Source organism: Janthinobacterium sp. HH104, from assembly GCF_001758715.1.
GTDB lineage: Bacteria > Pseudomonadota > Gammaproteobacteria > Burkholderiales > Burkholderiaceae_D > Janthinobacterium > Janthinobacterium aestuarii.
In genome coordinates this window covers 14967-36418 of the sequence record NZ_LRIB01000019.1, presented here as the reverse complement: position 1 = coordinate 36418, position 21452 = coordinate 14967, and the positions used below count along the sequence as shown (strand labels likewise).

Genomic DNA, 21452 nt, shown 5'->3' with positions numbered 1-21452 from the left:
ATTTCCTGACGGCATTTTTCTGCCGCTCAACAGGCTAATTTCTTTGCTGAAACGTCCCTAAAACGTGATGTATGTACGCTAGCGCACGGTCTTGCGCAGATGGCGCACCTACGATGAAGTTCAGAAAATCTCCCTATACCCTGAGATTCGTCGCAACGCTCCGGCGCTTCGCTTTCCGTCTTCGCCAGTGTCCGATCGTGTTCTTCCAGACTGGGCCAGCGTGACGGCGGCCGCTGGCTGTGTGCGCGCACCTAGCGAGGCCCAAGTTGAAAGAGTACACAGCAGTTGTCACGCAGCAGATCAAGGAACAGATTTCCAAAGTTAAAGAAATCTTCCGCGACCATTCCCTTGCACCGGATACCTTCGACGCCGCGCGCGACGATGCCTTGCCCCTGCGTTCCGAATTATTCAGCGCCATGCAGATGGCCGCCCACGGCAAGCACGTGGCCACCGGCCATGCGGTGGGCAAGCATCACGGCCGCGACCGCCTGTTGGCGCGCCTGGCCGACAATGCGGCCCTGATCACGGCCACCGTCAACGAGCTGACGGCGACCGTCAAAAGCGGACGCCAGGTCACGCCCGCCTCGGAATGGCTGCTCGATAATTTTTACCTGATCGAAGAGCAGATCCGCACCACGCGGCGCCATTTGCCGAAGAACTACAGCAAGGAGCTGCCGCGCTTGACGTCGGGCCCCGACGCAGGCTGCCCGCGCGTCTATAAAATTGCGCTGGAAATCATCTCGCACGGCGATGGCCGGGTCGACCTGGAAAACCTGTGCCACTTCGTCGAGGCTTACCAGGACGTGGCCACGCTCACGCTCGGTGAACTGTGGGCCGTGCCCATCATGCTGCGCCTGGCCCTGATCGAAAATCTGCGCCGCGTGGCCGTGCGCGTGGCCGACGACCGCATGCAGCGCGACCTGGCCAATACCTGGGCCGACCAGATGACGGAGATAGCCGAGCGCAATCCCAGCGGCTTGATCCTGCTCGTGGCCGACATGGCCCGGTCGAATCCGCCGATGACCAGTGCCTTCGTGGCCGAATTGTCGCGCCGCCTGCAGGGACAGAGTTCCTCGCTGACCCTGGCGCTGTCGTGGCTGACGCACAAGCTGGCCGAGTCGGGCCTCACCATCGAGCAGCAGATCCAGTCCGAGATCGGGCAGCAGGCGGCCGACCAGGTATCGATCGCCAACAGCATCGGCAGCCTGCGTTTTCTCGGCACCATGGATTGGCAGGAATTCGTCGAGACCATGAGTGTGGTCGAGCAGACCTTGCGCCTCGACCCGGCCGGCACGTATGGCTTGATGGATTTCGCCACGCGCGACAGCTACCGCCACGCCATCGAACGCATCGCCAGGCGCAGCGCGCGCAGCGAAGTGGAAGTGGCCGAGATGGTGGTGCAGCTGGCGCACACGCACGGCAACGGCAATGACGCGCGCCGCGGCCACATCGGCTTCTACCTGGTGGGGCGCGGCGTGCTGGTGCTGGAAAAGCAGGCCGGCGCGAAGCTGCCCTTCGTCGAGGCGCTGCAGCACACGGCGCGCGCCGCGCCGCTGGCCGTCTACCTGGGCGCCATCTGCTTCCTGACCCTGGCGACGAGCGCCTTGCTGCTCGAGCGCGCCGTGCGCCATGGCGTGCAGGGCTGGCCCCTGGCGGCGCTGGGCGCGCTGGCGCTGCTGGGCAGCAGCCAGCTGGCCGTGGCCGTGGTGAACTGGCTGGCGACCCTGATGACGTCGCCGCATCCGCTGCCGCGCATGGATTACCAGGCCGGCATTCCGTCGGACGCGCGCGGCATCGTTGTCGTGCCGACCCTGATCTACAGCGAGGAAAACGTGGCGGCCCTGTGCGAGGCGCTGGAAGTGCGTTATCTCGCCAACCGCGACCCGAACCTGCGTTTCTGCCTGCTGACGGACTTCGTCGACGCCGAGGCGCAAACGATGCCGGGCGACGAAGCCTTGCTGCGCCAGGCGCAGGAGACCATCCGCATCCTGAACGAGAAATACCGCGTGGAGGGCGTCGAATTCAAGGAAAACGGCGACCCGGCCGATCCCGAGGAGCTGGGCCATGTGGGACCGTTCCTGCTGCTGCACCGTCCGCGGCTGTGGAATTCGCAGCAGAATGCGTGGATGGGGCAGGAGCGCAAGCGCGGCAAATTGTCCGACCTGCACGCGTTCCTGCGCGGCGGTGCGCGCGACAAATTCTCGCTGGTGGAAGGCGAGTTGCGCGGCCTGCGCACGATCAAATACGTGATCACGCTCGACACGGATACGCAGCTGCCGCGCGACGCGGCGCGCGAATTCATCGCCACCATGATGCACCCGCTGAACCGTCCCGTGCTCGACGCGGCCGGCACGCGCGTCGTGGCCGGCTACGGCATCCTGCAGCCGCGCGTGGCTGTGGCGCTGCCCAGCGCGAATGCCTCGCGCTACGAACTGCTGTGCGGCGGCGAACCGGGCATCGACCCCTACACGCGCACGGTCTCCGACCTGTACCAGGACGTGTTTTATGAAGGCTCGTTCATCGGCAAGGGCATCTACGATCTCGACATGTTCGAGCGCGTGCTGGGCCAGCGCCTGCCCGATAATAAAATCCTCAGCCACGATCTGCTGGAAGGCTGTTATCTGCGCGCCGGCCTCTTGAGCGACTCGCAGCTGTACGAGGAATATCCGGCCCGCTATGACGCCGACGTGAGCCGCCGCCAGCGCTGGATCCGCGGCGACTGGCAACTGGTCGGCTGGCTGTTGGGCCGTGTGCCGGGCCGCGCCGGCAAGCGCGAACGCAATCCCTTGTCGATGCTGTCGCGCTGGAAGCTGTTCGACAACCTGCGCCGCAGCGTCGTCGCGCCGGCCACCACCTTGTCGCTGCTGCTGGTGTGGGGCTTCTTGCCGCACGTGGCCTTCTGGAGCGCGGCCGTGCTAGCCATCATTTTCCTGCCGCCCGTCTTTTCGGCCCTGTACGATCTGCTGCGCAAACCGCGCGATACCCTGTGGCGCCAGCACCTGGCCGCGTTCGAGCGGCGCTGCGGCGTGCAGTTTTCGCACGCCATGCTGACCCTCGTCTTCCTGCCGTACGAAGCGTGGATCAGTCTCGACGCCATCGTCCGCACCCTGTGGCGCCTGGGCGTGTCGCACAAGCATTTGCTCGACTGGCGCGCTTCGAACCTGCATGTATCGTCAGGTTCGCAGGCCGACAGCTGGCGCGCCATGTGGTGCTCGCCCGCGCTGGCGCTGGCCACCTTCGGCGCCTTGCTGTACTGGCGTCCGGAAGCCTTGCCCGCCGCCGCCGTGGTGCTGCTCTTGTGGCTGGCCGCGCCCGCCATCGCCTGGTGGATCAGCCGCCCCATCGAGCGGGCCGTGGCGCGCCTGTCGGCCGAGCAGGGACGTTTCCTGCATGGCGTGGCGCGCAAGACCTGGGCCTATTTCGACACCTTCGTCGGGCCGGACGACCACTGGCTGCCGCCCGATAACATGCAGGAACACCCGAACCTCGTGGTGGCGCACCGTACCTCGCCGACGAATATTGGCCTGGCGCTGCTGGCCAACCTGACGGCCTACGATTTCGGCTATCTGACCCTGGGCCAGTTGATCGAGCGCAGCCGCGCCACCCTGCACAGCATGGGCGAACTGGAACGCTTCCAGGGCCATTTCTATAACTGGTACGACACGCAGACCCTGAAGGCGCTGCAGCCCATGTACATTTCAACGGTCGACAGCGGCAACCTGGCCGGCCATCTGCTGACCTTGCAGCCGGGACTGGTGGAGCTGTATGACGCCCCGATCATCGGCGCGCAAGTGGTGCAGGGCATCCGCACGACGGCGCAGGTGCTGCAGGAATTCATCGCCGCCGAAGGCGAGGGCAAGGCCATGCGCGACAGCATGACCCTGCTGCAGGCGCAGGCCGCACCGGCCAGCCTGGCCGAATGGCATGCCTACCTTTCTGCCGCGAATGGCGCGGCCGACGCGCTGCTGTCGCTGACCTTGCAAAGCGAGGATGGCGAGCTGTCGATGTGGGCGGGTGCGCTGGCGCGCCAGTGCCGTGCGGCGCTGGCCGAGTTGCTGCAACTGGCGCCGTGGGCGGCGCAGGCGGGCGTCGATGCGGCGCTGATGCGCGTGCCGACCCTGCGCGAGCTGGCCAATCTGGAAGCGCCGGAAGGCCTGCCTTCGGAGCTGGCCGCCTTGGTGGCGCAAGGCCGCGAACAGGCGGGCCGCCACATGCGCGACATCGCCCACGCGGCGGGCCAGGCGCGCGACTTCGCGCAGATCGAATACGGCTTCCTGTACAACCCATCGACAAAACTGCTGGCCATCGGCTACAACGTCAGCGAACGGCGTTTGGACCCCAGCTACTACGATTTGCTCGCTTCCGAAGTGCGCCTGGCCAGCTTCATCGCCATCGCCCAGGGCCAGCTGCCGCAGGAGCACTGGTTCGCCCTGGGCCGCCAGCTGTGCATGGTGGCCGGCCAGCCCGTGCTGCTGTCGTGGAGCGGCTCGATGTTCGAGTACCTGATGCCGCTCCTGGTGATGCCGAACTACCCGAACACCTTGCTCGACCAGACCTACCATTCCGTCATCGAGGCGCAGATCGATTACGGGCGCCAGCGCGATGTGCCTTGGGGGATTTCCGAGTCCGGCTACAACACGGTCGACGCCAGTTTGAACTACCAATACCGTGCGTTCGGCGTGCCGGGGCTGGGCTTGAAGCGGGGCCTGGCCGACGACCTGGTGGTGGCGCCGTACGCCAGCATGATGGGGCTGATGGTGCAGCCGGAAGCGTCGTGCCAGAACCTGCAGCGCATGCAGGCGGCCGGCTACATGGGGCGCTACGGCTTTTTTGAAGCGATCGATTTCACCACGGCGCGCCTGCCGCGTGGGCAGGGCAGCGCCATCATCCGCTCCTTCATGGTGCACCACCAGGGCATGGGCTTTCTGGCCCTCAGCTACCTGCTGCACGACCGCCCGATGCAGCGCCGTTTCGAGTCCGATCCGCTGCTGCAATCGGCCTTGCTGGTGCTGCAGGAACGCACGCCGCAGGCAGGCGCGTTTTACTCGAACACGGCCGAACTGGCGGTGCTGCGCAGCGGCGCGCCCGAGCAGGCCATGCCGATGCGCATCCTCACGCAAGCCAACAGCGCCGTGCCGGAAACGCAGCTGCTGTCGAATGGCCGCTACCACGTCATGGTGAGCAATGCAGGCGGCAGCTACAGCCGCTGGAAAGACCTGTCCGTGACGCGCTGGCGCGAAGACAGCACGCGCGATAACTGGGGCAATTTCTGCTATCTGCGCGACCTCGATGATGGCGAAGTCTGGTCCACCATGTACCAGCCCACGTTGGCCGAACCGAAGAAATACGAAGTGATTTTCTCCGAGGGCCGGGCCGAGTTCCGCCGCGCCGACCATGGCCTCGACCTGTACACGGAAATCGTCGTCTCGCCCGAGGACGACATCGAAATCCGGCGTACGCGCATCAGCAATAATTCGAACCGCCAGCGGCGTATCGAGATCACCAGCTTTGCCGAAGTGGTGATGGCGCCGGCGGCGGCCGATGCGGCCCATCCCGCGTTCAGCAAACTGTTCGTGCAGACGGAAATCCTCGCGCATGAAAAGGCGATTTTATGCACGCGCCGGCCCCGCTCGAAAGAGGAGCAGATGCCGTGGCTGCTGCATGTGATGACCGTGCACGATATCGAACGCTATGACGTATCGTTTGAGACGGACCGCGCGCGCTTCATCGGCCGTGGCAATACGGCGCAGCTGCCGCAGGCGCTGCAGGAAAGTGGCCCGCTCAGTGGCGGCCACGGTTCCGTGCTCGACCCCATCGTGGCCATCCGCTATGTCATCACGCTCGAACCCGACCAGGCCGTCACCGTCGACAGCGTCACCGGCATGGCCGAGCAGCGCGAGGCGGCGCTGCACCTGATCGACAAATACCAGGACCGCCATCTGGCCGACCGCGTGTTCGAACTGGCCTGGACGCACAGCCAGGTGGTGCTGCGCCAGTTGAACGCGAGCGAAGCGGACGCGCAGCTGTATGCGCGCCTGGCCAATGCCGTGATCTACCCGAATGCGGCCCTGCGCGCCGAGGCCAGCATCCTGATCAAGAACCAGCGCGGCCAGTCCGGCCTGTGGGCGTATGCGATTTCCGGCGACCTGCCCATCGTGCTGCTGCAGATACGCGACGCGGCCAATATCGAACTGGCGCGCCAGATGGTGCAGGCGCATGCCTACTGGCGCCTGAAGGGATTGATCGTCGACCTGGTGATCTGGTACGAAGAGCAGTCGGGCTACCGCCAGCTGCTGCACGACCAGATCATGGGCTTGATCGCCTCGGGCATCGATGCACAGGCGATCGACCGCCCGGGCGGCATCTTCGTGCGCCTGGCCGAGCAGATCGCGAACGAAGACCGCATCTTGCTGCAATCGGTGGCGCGCGCCATCATCAGCGATTTGCGCGGCACCCTGGCCGAGCAGGTCAAGCGCCCGCCAAGCCCCGTGCTGCGCATGCCGCCGCTGCTGCAGGACCCGGCCCGCGAACAGGGCGGCGTGCCGCACCGGGCGCCAGAGCGCGCGCTGATCCTGGAAAATGGCCTCGGCGGTTTTACACCCGACGGCCGCGAATACGTGATCACCACGGCAGAAGGCAAGCAGACGCCGGCGCCGTGGTCGAACGTGCTGGCCAACGCGCAATTCGGCACGGTGGTGTCCGAAGCGGGCCAGGCGTACACGTGGAGCGAGAATGCGCATGAATTCCGCCTCACGCCGTGGCAGAACGACCCTGTTTCCGACCTGTCCGGCGAAGCGTTCTATGTGCGCGACGAGCAAAGCGGCCAGTTCTGGTCGCCCACGTCACTGCCGGCGCGCGGCAGCGGCGACTACGTGACGCGCCACGGTTTCGGCTACAGCATTTTCGAACACAGCGAAGGCGGTATCGCCACGGAATTGTGCACCTATGTGGCGCTGGACGCGGCCGTCAAATATTCGGTGATCAAGGTGCGCAACGACAGCGGCGTGCCGCGCCGGCTGTCCGTTACCGGCTATGTGGAATGGGTGATGGCCGACCTGCGCGCCAAGTCCGGCATGCATGTGGCCACCGAGGTCGACACGATCAGCGGCGCCCTGTTTGCGCGCAATAACTACAACACGGAGTTTTCGGGCCGGGTCGGCTTCTTCAATACGGATGCCAGTATCCGTTCCATCACCTGCGACCGCAATGAATTCATTGGCCGCAACGGCAGCCTGGCGCAGCCGGCAGCGCTGCGCCGCGTGCGCCTGTCAGGCAAGGCGGGCACGGGACTGGACCAGTGTGCCGCCATCCAGGTGCCGTTTGAATTGCAGCCGGGGCAGGAGCGCGAAATCGTCTTTATCCTCGGCGTGGGCGGGCGCCGCAATGCCGACGCCAGCACCATGGTGCAGCGCCATGCGGGCAAGGAAGCGGCGCGCGCTACGCTCGACGCCGTGCGTGCGCACTGGGACAGCACCCTGGGCGCCGTGCGCATCGAAACGCCCGACCCGTCGCTCGACGTGATCGCCAATGGCTGGCTGATGTACCAGACCATCGCCTGCCGCCTGTGGGCGCGCAGCGGCTATTACCAGTCGGGCGGCGCCTACGGTTTCCGCGACCAGCTGCAAGACGCGATGGCGATGATACACACGGCGCCGCAGCTGCTGCGCAAGCACTTGCTGCTGTGCGCGGCGCACCAGTTTGTCGAAGGCGACGTGCAGCACTGGTGGCATCCGCCATCGGACCGCGGCGTGCGCACGCACTGCTCCGACGATTACCTGTGGCTGCCACTGGCCGCCTGCCGCTATGTGATCGCCACGGGCGACGTCAACGTGCTGTCGGAAGTGGCGCCCTTCATCGAGGGCCGCGCCGTCAAGCCGGAAGAGGATTCCTACTACGACTTGCCCGTGCGCTCGGGCGAGTCGGCCGACCTGTACGAGCATTGCGTGCGCGCCATCCGCCATGGCCTGCGCCTGGGCGTGCACGGCTTGCCGCTGATCGGTTCCTGCGACTGGAACGACGGCATGGACAAGGTGGGCGAACATGGCAAGGGCGAGAGCGTGTGGCTGGCCTTCTTCCTGTATGAAGTGCTGCAGCGCTTTGCCGAAGTGGCCATGCTGCGCGGCGACGCCGCGTTCGCCCAGTTCTGCCGCGACGAAGCCGTGAAACTGGCGGCCAACGTCGAGGAACATGCGTGGGATGGCGAGTGGTACCGGCGCGCGTATTTCGACGACGGCACGCCCTTGGGTTCGCATACGAACGAGGAATGCCAGATCGATTCGATTTCGCAAAGCTGGGGCGTGCTGTCGGGCGCCGCCAACAAGGAGCGGGTCGCCGGCGCCATGCGCCAGGTCGATGCGCGCCTCGTGCGCCGTGATTCCGGGGTGATCCAGCTGCTCGATCCGCCGTTCGACAAGGCCGACCTCAATCCCGGCTATATCCGCGGCTATGTGCCGGGCGTGCGCGAGAACGGCGGCCAGTACACGCATGCGGCCATCTGGACGGCGATGGCGTTTGCCCGCATGGGCGACGGCGAAAAGGCGTGGGAACTGCTGCGCATGATCAGCCCCGTGCGCCATGGCGCAGACGCGCAGGCGGTGGCGCGCTACAAGGTGGAGCCGTACGTGGTGACGGCCGACGTGTATGCCGTGGCGCCGCACGTGGGACGGGGCGGCTGGAGCTGGTACACGGGATCGTCGGGCTGGCTGTACCGGTTGATCGTCGAATCCCTGCTCGGCTTGACGCGCGAAGCGAACGTGCTGCGCATGGCACCGATGATGCCGGCCGAGTGGCGCAGCTTCAAGCTGCATTACCGCTTCGGCGCCAGCAGCTACGCCATCACGGTGGAGCAGGCGCAGGGGCGGCCTGCGGGGCTGTCGCTCGATGGCGTCACGCAGGGCGGCAACAGCATCGCCCTGCGCGACGAGGGCCGCGAGTATGCGGTGCTGCTGCTGGTTTAGTCTTGCCCACGTACTTGCCACGTATCGTGTTCGGGACGGCGCCGGCCGGCCAGCAGGATCAGGCCGGCGCCAAACAGCAGCAGGTCGCGCGTGCGCACTTCGGGCGCGGACTGCGTTGCCGTCTGCTGGTGGTAGTTCACGGCTGCCGCCGTGGCGGCGGCAGGCTGGCTGGCGCAAGCGGCCAGGCACAGCGCCGCCATTTTTCCATTCAAATACATACATTCCTCAAGAAAGCGCACCGGTCGTTGGGATCGGCGCGCCGGTATTCATGTCGCCGACATTGTAATTATGAACATGAATATTGTAAATGAGAAATTATCCAAGACTGTCTCAGAAACCCAGGGCGGCGCCTGCGCCCAGCAGGGTGGCCACGCCCAGCACGGCAAACACCAGCGCCGCGATGCCGTGCACGAGGCGCAGCGATACACGGTTGGCGATCCTGTCGCCCAGGTAGACGGCCGGCACGTTGGCCAGCATCATGCCGAAGGTGGTGCCCAGCACGACGGAAACAATGTCGTGGTAGCGCGCCGCCAGCGCCACGGTCGCCACCTGCGTCTTGTCGCCCATTTCCGCCATGAAGAAGGCGATCAGGGTGGTCAGGAAGACGCCGTATTTGGCCAGCTTCGTTTCGTCTTCATCGAGCTTGTCGGGGATCAGCGTCCAGGCGGCCATGGCCAGGAACGACACGCCCAGCACCCAGCGCAGTACGTCGGGGCCCAGCATGCTGGTGATCCAGGCGCCGACGGCGGCGGCAAACGCGTGGTTGGCGATGGTGGCGACGAAAATGGCCAGCACGATGGGCAAGGGCTTGCGGAATTTGGCGGCCAGCAGAAAGGCCAGGAGTTGGGTTTTGTCGCCGATTTCAGCGAGACCGACGATGCCGGTGGAGATGAGGAATGCTTCCATGAGATTGCAAGAGGTACGCGGGCCGGACGAATTAACCAATGATCCACAGGCGACTCCGGCCCATGCGGCCGCCCTGGATCAATGGTCTCGTCAAGTTCTGCAACCACCTGCACCATGGCCTGCGGGCCAATCATGTTGATACAGGTTCCCGCGGCAGGACCGCGGGACGACTACTCCCCAATGTTCGAGGCGCATCATACGCCAATGCCCGCGCCGGCGCCAGTAGCGCCCGGGTGGGGCGCGGCCCGGTGTGTGGGACTTCGACAACAATGACCGGTTTGCAAACAGAGTCGACTTAGAATGCAGTTCTGTCCACCACTCCCAGATGGAATGCGCCATGCCGGTCCTCGTTCGCTTGCTTGCCTTGTGTTTGACCTTGTTTTCTCCCTTGCCCGGACTGTGCGCCGCCGCGCCCTTCGACGACAAGTTCCGCCAACTGGAAGAGCTGCTGCCCACGCCGAACAGCTACCGTACGGCCTCCGGCGCACCCGGCCACGCCTACTGGCAGCAGCGCGCCGATTACGTGATCCGCGCCACGCTCGATGAGGAACGCCGCGCCATCACGGCCAGTGAGCAGATCACCTATCACAACCGCTCGCCCGACAGCCTGGCCTATCTGTGGCTGCAGCTGGACCAGAATGGCTTGCGCCAGGATGCCGACCAGCGCCGCGTACTGAGTGCGCCATCGCGCCAGGCCTGGCTCAGTGGCAGCGAAGACGAGGCGCTGAAATTCGAGGACTTGCGCGCCATCCATGCGGGCCGCGAATTTGACGGCGGCTTCAAGTTCACCGCCGTGAAAGCGGCCAACGGCAAGCCGCTGCCGTATGTGGTCAACCAGACCATGCTGCGCATCGATCTGCCGGTGGCGCTGGCGCCCGGCCAGAGCGTCACGTTCAATATCGACTGGTCGTATCGGATCAATGACCAGAAGGTGCTCGTCGAGCGCTCCGGCTACGAGTATTTTGAAGACGACAAGAACACGATCTTCCAGATCGCGCAGTGGTTCCCGCGCATGGCCGCGTATTACGACGCCGCCGGCTGGCAGCACAAGCAGTTCCTCGGCTCCGGCGAATTCACGCTGGAGTTTGGCGACTACGAGCTGTACCTGACGGTGCCGGGCGACCACGTGGTGGCCGCCACGGGCGAGCTGCAAAATCCTGCGGCCGTACTGAGCGCGGTGCAGCGCGAGCGCCTGGCGCGGGCGAAAAACAGCAACACGCCGCTGCTGGTGATCACGCCGCCGGAAGCGCTGGCGGCGGAAAAGGGCAAGGCTGCGGGCATGAAAACCTGGCACTTCAAGGCGGCCAATGTGCGCGACGTGGCGTGGGCCTCGAGCCGCAAGTTCATCTGGGATGCGCAGGGCCTGGACAGCGGCGGCAAGCGCGTGATGGCCATGTCGTATTATCCGAACGAAGGCAATCCGCTGTGGCAGCAGTACAGCACGCGCGCCGTCGTGCACGCGATCGAGCAGTACAACAAATACAGTTTCGACTATCCGTATCCGAACGCGATTTCCGTCAATGGCGCCGTTGGCGGCATGGAGTATCCGATGATTGCGTTCAATGGCGGGCGCCCCGTGAAGGACAAGAAGACGGGCGAACTCACGTATTCGAAGACGACGAAGTACGATCTGATCGGCGTGATCATCCATGAAGTGGGCCACAATTATTTTCCCATGATCGTCAACTCCGACGAGCGCCAGTGGACGTGGATGGACGAGGGCCTCAATTCCTTCCTGCAGTACCTGGCCGAGCAGGCGTGGGAAGAGCATTTCCCGTCCTGGAATGGCGAGCCGCGCAAGATCGTCGACTACATGCGCAGCCAGAACCAGGTGCCCATCATGACCAATTCCGAGTCCTTGCTGCAGTTTACGGCGAACGCCTACGACAAGCCGGCCACGGCGCTCAACATCCTGCGCGAGACCATCCTCGGGCGCGAACTGTTCGACTTCGCCTTCAAGCAGTACGCGCTGCGCTGGAAGTTCAAGCGCCCGACGCCAGCCGACTTTTTCCGCACCATGGAAGACGCGTCCGGCACGGACCTGGACTGGTTCTGGCGCGGCTGGTTCTATACCACCGATGCGGTCGATATCAGCATCGATGGCATCAGCGAATATGGCGTGAGCACGAAGAACCCGGAAGTCGAGAAAGCGTGGAAGAAGGCGCAGAAAGACGCGCAGCCCATCTCGATTTCGGACCAGCGCAACAAGGTGCTGCCGAAGAAGGTCGACATCGATCCTGCGTTGAAGGATTTCTATAACCGGCACGATGATTTCACGGTCACCAACAAGGACCGCAACAGCTATGCGGAAGAGCAGGAGGGGCTGGAGCCGTGGGAGAGGAAGCTGCTGGAACAGCGCAACATGGGCAAGCATCTGTACCTGGTCGATTTTTCGAATCTCGGCGGCCTGGTGATGCCGCTGATCCTGGAAATCGAACTGAAAAGCGGCAAGAAGATCATCGAGCGCGTGCCGGCCGAAGTGTGGCGCCATGCGCCGCACAAGATCAGCAAGGTGATCGTCACGGACGAGCCGATGGTGGGACTGGTGCAGGACCCGTACTGGGAGACGGCCGACATCGACACCAGCAATAACGCCTGGCCGAGAAAAATCACGCCATCGCGCCTCGAGCTGTTCAAGCAGGACCGCGACAAGAACAACCTGATGAAGGATTTTAATACGCCGCTCAAGGCGCCCGATGCCAAGCCGGAAGCAAAATAGGGAAACAGCGCCGGCCAGTCCGGCGCTTTTTTCTGCCGGCCCGCGCCGGAAGTGCTATTCTGCGCGACGCCCCGGCGTACACGGACCGGGGCTTTCGCAAATCATTCAAAAGACGACCATGCAAACTTTGACCTTCCTGCGCGCGCTGGGCTGTGCGCTCCTTTGCCAGCTAACCCTGGCCGCGCACGCCGACCCCCTCAGCTATGCGCGCTACGACCAGGTGCGCACGCGCGACCTGCAACTGGACCTGAAAGCGGACTTCAAGCAAAAGACGCTCTCCGGCTATGCCGAGCTGTCCTTGAACTGGATCGATCCGGCGGCGCGCACTTTGGTGCTCGATACGCGCGATTTGTCGATCGCCAAGGTGCAGGTACAGGACAAGCGCGGCGCCTGGCAGATGGCGCCGTACCAGCTGGACAAGGCCGACCCGGAAAAGGGCCAGGCGCTGCGCATTACCACCACGGGCCAGCCGGGCAAAGTGCGCGTCTACTATCACACGGCGCCGAACGCCATCGCGCTGCAGTGGCTCACGCCGCAGCAGACCATGTCGGGCAAGCTGCCTTTCATGTTCAGCCAGTCGCAAAGCATCAATGCCCGCTCGTGGGTACCGTCGCAGGATACGCCGGCTGTGCGTTTTACGTATAGCGCGCGCATCGATGCGCCAGCGGGCATGCGCGTCGTGATGAGCGCCGAGAACGATGAAAAGGCGACGGGCAAGGGCGGCTGGAAATTCAGGATGCCGCAGCCGATTCCATCGTACCTGCTGGCCATTGCCATCGGCGAATTGGAAGTGCGCAAACTCGGTCCCCGCTCCGCCGTGTATGCGGAACCGCCGCGCATCAAGGCGGCCGAATACGAGCTGGCCGACACGGAAAAGATGATCCAGGCAGCCGAAGCGCTGTACGGTCCATATGGCTGGGGACGCTACGACATGATCGTGCTGCCACCATCGTTCCCCTATGGCGGCATGGAAAACCCGCGCCTGACCTTCCTCACGCCGACCATGATCGCGGGCGACCGCAGCCTGGTCGACCTGATCGCGCATGAACTGGCCCACTCGTGGTCGGGCAACCTGGTCACCAACGCGTCGTGGAAGCACATGTGGCTCAACGAAGGCTTCACCACCTACGTCACCACGCGCATCGTCGAGCAGCTGTATGGCAGCGAAGTGGCGCAGATGGGCGTGCAGGTCGACCAGGAAGAACTGGCCGCTGCGATCCGCGAACTTCCGGCCGCGAAAACGGCGCTGATCACGCGCGACGCGGACGCCAACCCGGCCGAAACGTACACGGACGACGGCATCATCTATCCGAAAGGCGCCTGGTTCCTGGCCACCATGGAGCGCCGTGCCGGCCGCGCCGTGTTCGATCCTTTCCTGCGCGGCTGGTTCGACCAGCACGCGTTCCAGAGCGTGACGACGGAGCAGTTCATCACCTACCTGCGCAAGAACCTGCTGGCGCAGCATCCGGCCGTGATGCCGGAAGCGGAACTCGATGAATGGCTGTATGGCACGGGCGTTCCGGCCAGCGCGCAGCGCGTCGTCTCGCCGCGCCTGGCGCTGCTCGACCAGCATCGCGACGCCTGGTTGAAAGGCACATTGCCGACGAAAGACCTGGGCATGGACAAGTGGATCGCCATCGAATCGATGCACTTCCTGAACGACATCAACAACAAGGCCAGCGCGGCGCAATTGCGTGAGCTGGACCAGGTCTACGGCGTGGGCAAGAGCGGCAACAATGAAGTGGCGTACCGCTTCTACCTGGCCTCCGTGAACGCCGGCTACGACGTGCAGCAGCCCTTGCAGGCATTCCTCATGAGCGTGGGCCGCCAGAAGTTCGTCGTGCCCCTGTACAGCGCCCTGATGAAGACGCCGCAAGGCCACGCCTGGGCCAAGGACGTGTATGCGAAGGCGCGCGAACGCTACCACCCGGTGACGCAGGAAAGCGTCGACAAATTGATGGCCGCGCAAGCGCATTGAACTTCCTTTGGACATCCTGACCATGCATACCATGAACCGCCTCGCCACCGCCATCGTGCTGGCGTTTTCCGGCATCGCCGTGCCGGCGCTGGCTGTTGACGCGGCCCCCGTTGTCGCCGCCGCACCGGTGCCCGCGCCGGCCTTCGATCTTGAGCGCGACGTCGCCACCGCCCTGAAAGTGTTCGACGTGCCCGGCATGGCGATCGCCATCGTCAAGGACGGTAAAGTCATCACCGCCAGGGGATTCGGCGTACGCAAGCTGGGCGAACCGGCCGCCGTTGACGCGAAGACCGAGTTCGAAGTGGCGTCGAACTCGAAAGGCTTCACGGCCGCCGCGCTGGCCATGCTGGTCGACGAGGGCAAGCTGGCCTGGGATGATCCCGTCACCAAGCATTTGCCCGGCTTCCAGATGCACGATTCCTACGTGACGGGCGCCATGACCATCCGCGATTTGCTGACGCACCGCAGCGGCCTGGGCCTGGGCGCCGGCGACTTGCTGTGGTGGCCGACGACGACCTTCAGCACCGACGAGATCATCGAGAAGCTGCGCTACATCCGTCCGGCCACGAGTTTTCGCAACAGCTATGCCTACGATAACCTGCTGTACATCGTGGCTGGCAAGATCATCGCCGACAAGGCGGGGAAAAGCTGGGGCGAGGCCATGCATGAACGCATCCTGGCGCCGCTGGGCATGACGGGCACCACCACCAGCCTGGCTGAAAATGCGGGCAATCCCGACGTCGCCAATGCGCACAGCAAGATCGACGGCAAGATCACCGCCGTCAAATCGATGCCCGTGCCGAATGCCGTGGGCGCCGTCGGCATCAACACGAATGCGGAAGATATCGCCAAGTGGATGATGGTGCTGCTTGACGGCGGCAAGATCGCCGGCGTGAAGGACAAGGATGGCAAGGACGCGCGCCTGTTCAGCGAAAAGCAGGGCCGCGAAATGTGGACGGCGCAAACGCCGATCAAGATCCCCGAGCCGAACCCGGCATTGGCCGCGACGAAACCGAACTTCAGCGCGTATGGCCTGGGCTTCCAGCTGCGCGACTACAAGGGCATGAAGGTGGCCATGCACGGCGGCGCGCTGCAGGGATTTTATTCGCGCGTGGTGATGGTGCCGGAAGCGAAACTGGGCGTGGCCATTCTCACCAATGCGGAAAATGGCGGTTCCATGACGGCGCTGCAATGGCGCATCCTCGACCATTACCTGCAGGCGGCGCCATCGGACTGGCTGGCGCTGGTGGCCAAGGTGGAGCAGGACCAGCATGCGGAAGAAGTGAAAAAGCAGGGCAAGGCGTCGAGCGCGCGCGCGGCCAGATCGCAGCCATCGCTGCCGCTGGCGGCGTACGACGGCGAGTACGAGGATGCCTGGTACGGCAAGGTCATCATCAAGCCCGAGGGGAAAAAACATATCCTCAGCTTCACGCGCACGCCGGACCTGACGGGCGAGCTGGAACACTGGCAGCACGACACCTTCATCGTGCGCTGGAAAGAGCGTAACTTCAACGCGGACGCCTACGTGACGTTCTCGCTCAATCCCGATGGCAGCATCGACCGGGTGAAGATGGCGCCCGTGTCGGCCGAGACGGATTTCAGCTACGACTTCCAGGACCTGAGCCTGGTGCCGGTGAAACCGAAGGAAGCGAAGAAATAAAGGGTCGATACATAAAGGGTCGATACCAGAACCGCAGCCTGTGCTGCGGTTTTTTTTCGCCCGTTGCCATGCAAATGCGCGGCAGGAGGTCGGCGGGCCGGTTTTTATTCCATGAAATGGGGCGAAAAAGAAACGTTATCTTGTTTTCTTGTTTGCGGATTTACTAACTTTTCAAGGTGATACTATTTCCGTGCGCCATGAAATTTGTCTGTCGACAGACGCTTTCTGGCGGCTGACGTCTTTGTCTTCCAGTGTTTTTTATAACGACTCAACTTTGGAGAATGGGATAAAAATGATCAATGTGAAAAAAGCCGTATTTGTCTTTTGCGCCGCCGTCGGTTTTGCCGGCGTCATCAGTTCTTCCGCGTTTGCCTTGCCAACGCGTGAAACCTGCGAGGAAGCCTATACCGCCTGCGTGACGGACGGCGATGCCAACGCCTGCACCCTGGTCAAGCGCCTGTGCGGCGTCTACGGCATCCACCTGTAAGGCGGCATTCCAGTCCGGGATCGGGCGGCGCGCCGCAGTGGCACGCCGCCGTTTGCTTTTTATGGCTTGACGAACTTCAAGGTCATGCGGTCGCTCTCGCCGATGGCCGTGTACTTGGCCCGGTCCACATCCTTGTTAGCGTAGGTGGGCGGCAGCGCCCAGACGCCCCCCTGGTGGTCCGCCGTGTCTTTCGGATTGGCGTTGATCTCCGACTTGGCCGCCAGTTTGAAACCTGCGCCTTCGGCCAGCTTGATCACATACGCTTCGTGCATGTAGCCGCTGCTGGCCGTGGCATCCTGCGCCTTGTTCGCCGGCAGGCGGTGCTCGACGACGCCGAACACGCCGCCCGGTTTCAGGCTGTCATACACTTCCTTGAACAGGGTCTGCATGCCCGCTTCGCCGATCGGTATCCAGTTGTGGATATTGCGGAAGGTGAGCACCATGTCGGCCGTGCCCTTGGGCGCGATGCGGTAGGTGGTGGGTGGTGCGAAGGCGCCGATGTCCACCTTGCCGAAGGCGGTGGGATTGGCGTCGAGTTTTTGCTGGAAGCGCGCCGCGCCACGGCGTGCGCCTTCGCTGCTTGCCTGCGGGTCGTTGCCGGCGGCAATCAGCTTGCCGTTGTCGCGCAGGTAGGGCGCCAGGATTTCCGTGTACCAGCCGCCGCCGGGCGCCAGTTCCACCACCGTCATCGTCGGCTTGATGCCGAAGAACGTCAGCGTTTCATACGGGTGGCGGGCGCTGTCGCGCAGCGCATTGGCCGGCGTGCGCGCGCTGCCGGCGATGGCCGCTTTCAGGGCTGCGTCGCCCGTGTCGGCGGCCAGTGCCGCGCCGCTGCCGCCACAGGCCAGCATGACCGTCAGGGCCGCAGCCAGGGATACTCGCTTCATCATCATTTGCTCCATGCGTGATTGGATCGGTTGGTGAATTGGTGGCGATCGCCATCAACGCCGATCATCGGTCAAGCACGCTGGCCGGTCAAGCGGATTCCGTCCCCCATGCGGCGGCATACGCGGGCATGTCGCAGGTGTTGAGCGCATCGGCGACGGCCGCGCCACGGCCGTGCGTGAACGGCAGTTCGCCCGTCCAGACGGCATGCGCCATGTCGCCAGCATCGTCGAGCGGGCCGCCCTTGCGCTGCTTGACGGCGTATTCGTCGAGCGCGATGCGCAGTACGGTGGTGGCCGCGTATTCCTTGGCGTTGCCGCCGCGCACGTGCGCCAGGCGTCCCGGCATCAGCTTTTCCATCAGCGCATCCATGGCCGCATGCTGCTGGCCGATATCGCTGACTTTTTCAAACCGCCCGTACACCATCGCCGAACGGTAGTTCATCGTGTGGTTGAAGGCGGAGCGCGCCAGTACCAGGCCGTCGAGATGGGTGACCGTCACGCATACGTCGCTGTCTTGCAGGAGCTTGAGCATGCGGCTGCCGTTCGAGCCGTGGATATACAGGTGGCCATCGATGCGCCAGCAGGCGGTCGGAATGCAATGGCTGCCCTTGTCGTCGTGGAAGGCGATATGGCACAGGTAGGCGGCATCGAGGATGGCGTACAGGGCGGTTTGCTCGTAGCTGGCCAGTTCGGCGACGCGGCGCACGCGGGTACGGGGGCTGGGAGGCAGGGCGGTAGTGGTCATGGCGGAAGTCCCGTTGGTTGAAGAGGAAGGCCGCACTATAATCGGCATCTGGCCCTGAAAAAAGATCCAGAACCGATAAATAATGTAGAGCCACAGTTGAGGGAGCCACATGGATTTTGCTTTGCTGCTGAGCGCATTCGAGCGCACGCACCGCGAGCGGGGCTGGCCGCGCCAGCGCCTGCTGCATGAATGCCTGCGCGCGGCGATCCGCGGCGGCCAGCTGGCCCCTGGCACGCGCCTGACCGCCACGCGCGTGCTGGCCGCGGAACTGGGACTGGCGCGCAATACCGTGCTGTACGCCTACGAGCAATTGGCCAGCGAAGGGTTTGTCTTGCCGGACCGGCGCGGCACCGTCGTCGCCGGCAGCGTGGGCGTGCCGGAAGCGGCACCTGCTGCCGGCGGCGGCAATGACGGCTTGTCGCGCCGCGCCCGGCGTTTGCGCGGCGTGGCGGGACAGGATGCCGGCGCGGCGGTGGTGTTTCCCGCCGACGCCATGGGTGCGTTCGCGCCCGGCGTTCCGGCGCTCGACGAATTTCCGCTGGCGCAGTGGCGGCGCATGCTGGACCGCGCGTGGCGCGCGCTGACGCCGCGCCAGCTCAATTACGGCGACCCTGCCGGCGAGCCGCAGCTGCGCATGGCCATCGCCGACCATTTGCGCGCTGCGCGCGGCGTCGTCTGCGATGCGGGCCAGGTGTTCATCACGGACGGCACGCAGAGCAGCCTCGATGTCTGCCTGCGCGCCTTTGCCGACCAGGGAGATACCTTGTGGATCGAGCATCCCGGCTATGGTGGCGCGCTGGCGGCGGGCCGTGGCGCCGGCTTGCAGGTGACGGGTATCGCCGTCGACATCGATGGCATCGCGCCGATGGACGACGACTGGCGCGATACGCCGCCGCGCCTGATCTACACGACGCCGTCGCACCAGTATCCGACGGGCAGCGTACTCAGTCCCGCGCGCCGCATGGCGCTGCTCGAACGCGCGCGCGCGGCCGGCGCCCTGATCATCGAAGACGATTACGACAGCGAATTTCGCCATGGCGGCCCGCCCCTGGCGGCCATGCAGGGACTGGTGGCCGACGCGCCCATCGTATATCTGGGCACCTTCAGCAAGACCATGTTCCCCGCCTTGCGCCTGGCCTTTATCGTCGTGCCGGCCGCGCTGGCCGGGGCCTTCGCGCAGATGCAGGCGCAGGGTGCCGCGCGGGGCCGCGTGGCCGAACAGCTGGCGCTGGCCGAGTTCCTGCGCAGCGGCCTGTTTGCGCGCCATGTACGCCGCATGCGCCGCCTGTACCGCCAGCGGCGCGACGCCTTGAGCGAGGCACTGCAGCGCCATGCGTGTGGGGGCGCGGCCATCCACGGCGGCACGGCCGGCATGCACCTGGCGCTGCGTTTTCACGATCGCGCATGGGATGACCTGGCGCTGAGCCGCCGCGCCGCGCGGGACGGCATCGTGGCGCTGGCGCTGTCCGCCCATGGCACGGGCGAGGGGACGCGAGAAGAGGCAGGCTGGAACGGTTTTCTGCTCGGCTATGCCCAGGTGCCGGCCGAGAACATGGATGGCCTGGCGCGCCGCCTGGGCGCGCTGCTGCCGGCGTGATGCGGTTATCTTACTGCTGGTCCTGCATCCACTGTTTCAAACCGTTGACCCAGTTCTTGGCGGGCAGGTTGAACTGCTTCTTGATGGTGGCGGCGCGTTCGTATAGCTCGCTGAAGTCGAGCGATGGCGATTTTTTGAAGGCCAGCACGACGATGTTTTCATCTTCCATTTCCGGCACCCAGACGACGGCGTCGAAGACCAGTTCCATCGCCTGCAGATTCTTGTCGTAGTTGGGGAAGTCGCCGAAGACATTCGTGCACATGATGCCGTCGTCCGTCAGACAGTCGAAGCAGGCCTGGTAGAACTCGGGCGTGTCGAGCACGGGGCCGCGCGCGTCTTCATCGTACAGGTCCACTTGCAGCGCGTCGACGGTGCCATGGTTGGCCGGGTCGAGCACGAAGTCGAGCGCATTCATTTCGCGCACATCGAGGCGTGCATCGTTCGGCGGCAGCGCGAACTGGGCGCCGCAGATGGCGATCACGTTCGGATTGAGTTCGATGGCCGTGACCGCGGCGTCGGGGAAGCGGCGGTAGCTGAACTTGGTCAGCGCGGCGCTGCCCAGGCCCAGCTGCACGATGCGTCTGGGCTGCGTCTTGAACAGCATCCACATCATCATCATCTGCACGTATTCGAGCTCGATGGCATCGGGTTTGTCGAGGCGCATGGCGCCTTGCACCCACTTGGTTCCCAGGTGCAGGTAACGGATGCCGCGGTGTTCGGTGGTGGTGGCGGGCGGGTGGCCCGGGTGGCTGAAAGCGGTATGGCTGGTGGAGGTAAAGTCGGTCGTCATGGCGCCAGTTTAGCAGCCGCCAAAGAAAAAGACGCCGTGGCGTCTTTTGGGTGGAGCGCTCAAGATTGTTTGCGGCGCCGCGCCAGGAAGCCGAGTATGCCCAGGCCGGCCAGCAGCATGCCATAGGTTTCCGGTTCAGGAACGGGAGCCAGGTTCAGGTTGAAGACGCCGCCATAGCTGCCGCCCTTGGTGTTGCCGATGACGGTGAGGACCAGCGGGCCATTGAACAGGAGGTTCGTCGGCGCCAGTATTTCGCCCTGGGCATAGCCAAAGACGGTGGGGCCGCCAAAGCCGGTCAGGCCGATGCCATTCAGGTTGGCGCTGGTGAAGCTGATGGAGGAACTGTCCGAACCCGTGACGGACAGGTTGGCCAGAAAGGCTTGCGCGGTGGAACCGAAGGTCGCATCGGGTGTGAACGTGAAGGTATCGGTGAAGTCGCCGAGCGGACTGGGCACGGCGCTGAAGCCGCTGGTCCACAGATTCCCCGTGGTATTGACGAGGTTGACGATGTAGTCGGCGGCACTGGCGCTGCCGATGGAAGCAGCGCTCAGTACTGCCGCTGCGATGAGTGATTTTAATTTCATGTTGATCCCCGCGAAAAGACGATTGATGTTTCAAAAAAACCGTACCGCGCTGATAAATTATCGCTGAGACATCACGTTGTCAATTAGTTATTTCAATATCATTATGCAAACTCAAATAGCTTATTTCTAACACACGGGCATG

The 21452-nt window shown here is 64.3% G+C and carries 12 protein-coding genes and 1 riboswitch; of the genes, 6 read left to right on the top strand and 6 right to left on the bottom strand.

The genetic code is table 11. From position 1 onward, the window contains the following. Positions 1–266 precede the first annotated feature (266 nt). Positions 267–8957 (top strand): glucoamylase family protein, encoded by an 8691-nt coding sequence (locus JAB6_RS05330; protein ID WP_368072915.1) that lies wholly within the window; start codon positions 267–269, stop codon positions 8955–8957. Here the strand turns inward: JAB6_RS05330 and JAB6_RS05325 are convergent. Together JAB6_RS05325 and JAB6_RS05320 are read right to left on the bottom strand one after the other, a co-directional pair. After that, positions 8954–9175, bottom strand: a complete 222-nt coding sequence (locus JAB6_RS05325; RefSeq protein WP_070301653.1) for a hypothetical protein — start codon at positions 9173–9175, stop codon at positions 8954–8956. The genes JAB6_RS05330 and JAB6_RS05325 overlap by 4 nt on opposite strands. Before the next feature lie 112 nt (positions 9176–9287). Next, on the bottom strand, positions 9288–9863 hold the full coding sequence (locus JAB6_RS05320) for a TMEM165/GDT1 family protein (RefSeq protein ID WP_058050181.1): 576 nt from the start codon (positions 9861–9863) through the stop codon (positions 9288–9290). Positions 9864–9872: 9 nt separating this feature from the next. Beyond that, a riboswitch (yybP-ykoY riboswitch) is annotated at positions 9873–10054 on the bottom strand. A 146-nt stretch (positions 10055–10200) separates the two neighbouring features. On the opposite strand from JAB6_RS05320, the gene JAB6_RS05315 reads away from it, so the two are divergent. From JAB6_RS05315 to JAB6_RS05300, 4 genes are all read left to right on the top strand, one after another. Further along, positions 10201–12582, top strand: coding sequence for a M1 family aminopeptidase (locus JAB6_RS05315; RefSeq protein WP_070301652.1), 2382 nt, complete (start codon positions 10201–10203; stop codon positions 12580–12582). A 118-nt stretch (positions 12583–12700) separates the two neighbouring features. Continuing rightward, entirely contained in the window at positions 12701–14560 is a 1860-nt protein-coding gene (locus JAB6_RS05310) for a M1 family metallopeptidase (protein ID WP_070301651.1), read from the top strand. 22 nt (positions 14561–14582) lie between these two features. Then, positions 14583–16220 (top strand): serine hydrolase, encoded by a 1638-nt coding sequence (locus JAB6_RS05305; RefSeq protein ID WP_070301663.1) that lies wholly within the window; start codon positions 14583–14585, stop codon positions 16218–16220. A gap of 292 nt (positions 16221–16512) precedes the next feature. Continuing rightward, the gene (locus tag JAB6_RS05300; protein WP_070301650.1) at positions 16513–16707 is read left to right on the top strand and encodes a hypothetical protein; all 195 of its coding nucleotides are present in this window, start codon (positions 16513–16515) and stop codon (positions 16705–16707) included. A 59-nt stretch (positions 16708–16766) separates the two neighbouring features. On the opposite strand, the gene JAB6_RS05295 is transcribed toward JAB6_RS05300, so the two are convergent. Continuing rightward, the gene (locus JAB6_RS05295) at positions 16767–17594 is read right to left on the bottom strand and encodes a class I SAM-dependent methyltransferase (protein WP_070301662.1); all 828 of its coding nucleotides are present in this window, start codon (positions 17592–17594) and stop codon (positions 16767–16769) included. Between the two features lie 88 nt (positions 17595–17682). Further along, the gene (locus JAB6_RS05290) at positions 17683–18339 is read right to left on the bottom strand and encodes a pyridoxamine 5'-phosphate oxidase family protein (protein ID WP_070301649.1); all 657 of its coding nucleotides are present in this window, start codon (positions 18337–18339) and stop codon (positions 17683–17685) included. Between the two features lie 109 nt (positions 18340–18448). Between JAB6_RS05290 and JAB6_RS05285 the strand changes: the two genes are divergently transcribed. After that, positions 18449–19936 (top strand): PLP-dependent aminotransferase family protein, encoded by a 1488-nt coding sequence (locus JAB6_RS05285; RefSeq protein WP_070301648.1) that lies wholly within the window; start codon positions 18449–18451, stop codon positions 19934–19936. Positions 19937–19946: 10 nt separating this feature from the next. Here the strand turns inward: JAB6_RS05285 and JAB6_RS05280 are convergent, their stop codons facing one another. Both JAB6_RS05280 and JAB6_RS05275 read right to left on the bottom strand, forming a co-directional pair. Beyond that, positions 19947–20726 (bottom strand): spermidine synthase, encoded by a 780-nt coding sequence (locus JAB6_RS05280; RefSeq protein WP_070301647.1) that lies wholly within the window; start codon positions 20724–20726, stop codon positions 19947–19949. 59 nt (positions 20727–20785) lie between these two features. Then, the gene (locus tag JAB6_RS05275; protein ID WP_034753172.1) at positions 20786–21310 is read right to left on the bottom strand and encodes an FxDxF family PEP-CTERM protein; all 525 of its coding nucleotides are present in this window, start codon (positions 21308–21310) and stop codon (positions 20786–20788) included. Positions 21311–21452 lie beyond the last annotated feature (142 nt).